We start from the raw sequence: 1,183 nt of genomic DNA, 5'->3' as shown, positions 1-1,183 counted from the left end.
CTCATATATGCATTTTGTGTTTCGCTGTTTACTTACTCGCAAGTGAAAGGGGAATATTTCTCAGGCCTTGCCAATTATAAGCGAGTTATTACTGATTCTATATTCCTCAATGGCATGGGCAGAGTCATCCTATTTACTGTGGTCATGGTGCCTATTCAGCTGGGCTTAGCTGTATGCTTCGCTTTGTTGCTCGATTCTTTCAAGAATAAATTTGCCTCAGTCTCGCGTTTGGCTATTTTCCTTCCCTATGCGATACCAGGGGTGATTGGTGCCTTGATGTGGGGATTCATGTACTCCAAAAATATGGGGCCTTTTACATCCATATTTCAGCTGTTCGGTCTATCGGCACCAGATTTTCTGAGCCGGAATGGCATTTTTGGTTCTCTGGTAAATGTGGTGACTTGGCAGTGGACTGGGTATTACATGGTCATTCTCTATTCAGCTTTGCAATCGATTCCTACGGAACTCTATGAATCTGCTCGCATTGATGGTGCAAGTGAATTGAAAATTGCCACACGTATTAAGTTGCCTATGATATCGGGCTCAATGGTGATGGTCACCATCTTTTCCCTGATCGGTACCTTACAGTTCTATACGGAACCAACGATTCTGCGTAATCAGGCTCCAACTGTTATTCCTCCTGAGTACACGCCGAATATGTATGCTCAGGCTTTGGCTTTCAACTACAACCAGACCAACTACTCGGCCACAGTTTCTTTTGCATTAGGACTTGTAGTTGTAATTTTTAGCGTGATTTTTATGAGATTGACAAAAAAACAATCGGGATTGGGAAGCTGATATGTCAAGTTCAAGTCCAGCGAAGTCGGAAATCTCCCCATCTCCAAAGACTACTCTTGCAAAGAGCCAACCGCTAGAACATCATATCCGGGGTAACCCTAGGGTATTCACCTATGTTGTGCTCACGCTCGCTGTCCTCTACTTCTTAATGCCTGCTTGGTGGTTAATAATGGCAGCGAGCAAGACCAATTCAGGTCTTTTCTCTGGTGCTCATGGCGCTATGTGGTTCGATAAGGACTTTGCGTTGTGGGACAACTTTAAACAATTGAGTCAATACAGCGACGGTATCTATTGGCGATGGATCGTAAATTCTTTCTTCTATGCGCTAGCTGGCGGTTTGGGAGCAACGTCCATTGCTGTTATGGCGGGATACGGTTTTTCTAAA

1 protein-coding gene and 1 pseudogene are annotated in these 1,183 nt (G+C 44.2%); both read left to right on the top strand.

The annotated features are described in order from the left end of the window. Window positions 1-798: carbohydrate ABC transporter permease (locus tag CI603_RS03630; RefSeq protein WP_147438276.1), on the top strand; the 798-nt coding region annotated here is incomplete at its 5' end. 169 nt (window positions 799-967) lie between these two features. After that, window positions 968-1,183, top strand: a pseudogene (locus tag CI603_RS08940) (carbohydrate ABC transporter permease); the annotation flags it as partial.

It is taken from the genome of Bifidobacterium sp. wkB338 (assembly GCF_003688325.1).
In the GTDB taxonomy this organism is placed as follows: Bacteria; Actinomycetota; Actinomycetes; order Actinomycetales; family Bifidobacteriaceae; genus Bombiscardovia; species Bombiscardovia polysaccharolytica.
This window is presented reverse-complemented; position numbering and strand designations above follow the sequence as displayed.